This is a genomic window from Thalassolituus sp. UBA3500, from assembly GCF_002377545.1.
Classification (GTDB): domain Bacteria; phylum Pseudomonadota; class Gammaproteobacteria; order Pseudomonadales; family Oceanobacteraceae; genus Thalassolituus.
On the sequence record NZ_DFQB01000006.1, the window covers coordinates 1 to 3,057 of the forward strand.

A 3,057-nucleotide genomic window follows, 5' to 3' on the forward strand; every position below is an offset into this window, starting at 1 on the left:
CGCCCCGGCCCGCCTCAGAGGTTCCCAGGTATAGCGGGTTGAGGTTGAACCACCGGTAGCCTGAAACTGCAGCAGGGTGTCGGTATACAGCTCGGCATCGGGTGGTGCCTCTTGCAGGTCAATCTGGTCAAGCCCGACTTCCAGCTCCTCGGCGACCATCATGGCAATACCAGTGTGAATGCCCTGCCCCATCTCGATTTTGGGCGAGATCACCGCAACCCGGCCGTCATGACCCACCCGGACAAAGGCACCGAAACCTTTGGCAAAACGGTCACCCAGGGCGCCCTTTTGGGTGGCGACGGCCGCTGCGGCGGCGCTTTTGGGCGCAAACGGCGGCAGCCAGGCGCCTACCATAAGCCCGCCCATGGCCGCGGTGCTGCCTTTCAGAAACTGCCGGCGGGATACGCTTTCCTGTGTCAGATGGTTATCGCTCATGGTTGCCAGACTCCTACACTCTCGCTGACGTCCTGAATGGCACTGCGAATCCGGGTGTACGTAGCACAACGGCAGATGTTGCCCGCCATCGCCTGGTCAATCGCGTGATCGTCGATGCGGTTGTTGTTGGCCAGCAACGCCACCGCAGACATAATCTGGCCAGACTGGCAATACCCGCACTGGGCAACCTCATGATCGAGCCAGGCACGCTGGACCTTTTGCGCCAGCGGTTGCTCGCCGATGGCCTCAATGGTGGTGATCTCGCGGCCCGAGACATCGCCCACCGGCATGACACAGGAACGGATAGGCTGGCCATCCATATGGACCGTACAGGCGCCACACTGGGCAATCCCGCAGCCGAACTTGGTACCCGTCAGTTTGAGAATGTCCCGCAACACCCAGAGCAATGGCATGTCACCGGGCACATCCACAACATGGGTCTGATTGTTTACTTTCACCGTCTGCATGGTGCCCTCTTGTCGCCATTAAATCTAAAAGATATCAAACCGATAGATTAGACCGGTCGTATAGTGCCGTCAAGAAACAGCTCAAGATAAGGTCCTAACATCACGTTAAATGATGAACGTCAACAAAAGCAGAGAAATGAACAACCCGATAATGGCGGCTACGGGCGACGACCCTTGCCGTGCTTGCGAGGGATTAGCCAAACAGCGCTTCAACGCTTTTAGAAAGCGTTTTGGGGTGAAGATATTTTTTTTATAGTTTGTCCGAAAAAATCTGAGCGTAGCCTCTGGCATGCTCCTCCGATCAAACCGATACCAGAGCTTTAATACGCCCAGCAAGTCTCTCTTTCGTGCCCAGCTTCCGATAGAACGAGGGAGCAGATACAGAGGAAGAGCAGATCCAAAATCGATTATTTTGGGATCCCCGGAAGTCGAGCACAATACGTTACCAGAATTACCCAGGTCCAGATGGACAATGCCGTACCGGTGCAACTGCTGCACAGATGCGTATAGCTTCACGAAGAAATCTTCAGGAATCGCTGATTGTCTGAAGGCATCTTTCAAACCGATGCCATCGATATATCGATATGTGATCGTCCACGGATCGTCAGAACAACGGCTTGCCAAACTGGGGGTGAACGCGGTTCCATCCGCCCTGATGAGCATTCGGTATTCATGATTCGCCAACAGACGAAAATACCATGATAAAGGAAACACTCCGTTAGGGTATTTCTTCATCACTCGCTTATCACCATTCTGGCTGTGAATCACTGCAGTGACGGGCTTATACCAGCGCCTGGGAAACCTCCCCTCTTCCTCACCAGCTTGGTTACGCAAATCAATACACTCTAGAAGGTCAGTACTATGAATACTCATCGGTCATTTCCTTAACGGACGTGAACTCCAACGATGCAGCAGATGAGAGGCTAAAATTCAAACTATTGAACGTGCCGATCTACTATTGTTGATTGATTATCAAGGAATGATTTTCATATGAATAATTACTGCGCTATATGCCTACCATCATCTGAAATGATGAATTTTGCTGAAAGTATGATTTCGCCCTCTTCGTACATCGAGACTTAAAACAACCAAATCCCCTTCCGATTCGGAAGAGGATTTGCGTGGGACATTGTTTAAAGCTGTTCAGTAACCCTTTCTCTGGAGAGGGAATCGGAATGGGACTCAACAGTCGGATAGTCGGTATATCCTTTATCAGTTCCACCGTACATCGTTGTCGGATCTACATCGTTCCAGGGCAAGCCCTTCCGAATTCGATCAGGTAGATCAGGATTCGCTATGAACGGTTTACCAAAAGCGAACAGATCACCATAACCTGCCTCAAGCATGCGAATTGCTTTTTCAGGCGTGTAACGGCCAGCAAAAATCAAAACACCGCTGAACGCGTTTCGCAGAGCCACGCAGAAACTTTCCGGAAGCTCTGGTGCGTTGTCCCAATCCGCTTCGGCAATAGAGATATAGGCCACCCCCCGCTTCTCCAGAACCTTTGCAGCCTCCAGATAAGTTTCATGCGGGTCTGATTCAACCAGCCCCAGATATACTCGTTCCTCCTCGGTACTCTCGAACAATGGAGCAAAACGCACCCCAAGGCGCTCCGCGCCTACCTCTGCAGAAATAGCAGACACGATTTCCTCAAGAAACCGGAGTCTGTTTTTCAGGCTTCCGCCGTACTGGTCGGTCCGGTGATTTGAATGCTCCGAGATAAACTGATTGACCAGATAGCCATTAGCACTATGAATTTCTACCCCATCAAAACCGGCCTCAATAGCGTTACGAGCTGCACGCGCATACATAGCAACTAATTCCTGCACCTCCGCCGTGGTTAACTCACGAGGCTCGTCAGGATCTGCCAACGCGCCCGTCCCAGGCCCTGTTTCAACAAAAACTTTTACGCCTTCAGCGCGAATCGCGGATGGGGCAACAGGTGCCTGCCCATCAGGCTGCAGCGAACGATGGGAAACCCGTCCTACGTGCCACAATTGACAAAAAATTGTGCCACCCTGACTATGAACAGCGCGGGTCACTTTTTTCCAGCCCTCGATCTGTTCTGCGGTAAAGATACCTGGAGTCCAGGCATAGCCTTGACCTCGCGGCTCAATCTGCACGCCTTCGGTTACCATAAAACCGGCTGTGGCTC

Annotated in this window: 4 protein-coding genes; all 4 read right to left on the reverse strand. The window is 52.2% G+C overall.

All coding sequences use genetic code 11. The features are described 5' to 3' along the window. Positions 1-435, reverse strand: a 435-nt coding sequence (locus B2R29_RS02485) for a molybdopterin cofactor-binding domain-containing protein (RefSeq protein WP_301179640.1), incomplete at its 3' end; no start/stop codon positions are given. Further along, a complete protein-coding gene (locus B2R29_RS02490; protein WP_206856383.1) occupies positions 432-902 on the reverse strand; it encodes a (2Fe-2S)-binding protein in 471 nt (156 codons plus the stop codon). The genes B2R29_RS02490 and B2R29_RS02485, both read right to left, overlap by 4 nt. Positions 903-1,007: 105 nt before the next feature. Next, complete coding sequence (locus B2R29_RS02495) at positions 1,008-1,775, reverse strand: hypothetical protein (protein ID WP_222198020.1); 768 nt, start codon at positions 1,773-1,775, stop codon at positions 1,008-1,010. Positions 1,776-2,035: 260 nt separating this feature from the next. Next, on the reverse strand, positions 2,036-3,057 hold a 1,022-nt coding region (locus B2R29_RS02500), incomplete at its 5' end, for an alkene reductase (protein ID WP_301179641.1).

Bases quoted from the DNA above. Each gene is read 5' to 3' on its own strand.
- B2R29_RS02490 (WP_206856383.1), bottom strand. From the start codon at position 902: ATGCAGACGGTGAAAGTAAACAATCAGACCCATGTTGTGGATGTGCCC.
- B2R29_RS02495 (WP_222198020.1), bottom strand. From the start codon at position 1,775: ATGAGTATTCATAGTACTGACCTTCTAGAGTGTATTGATTTGCGTAAC.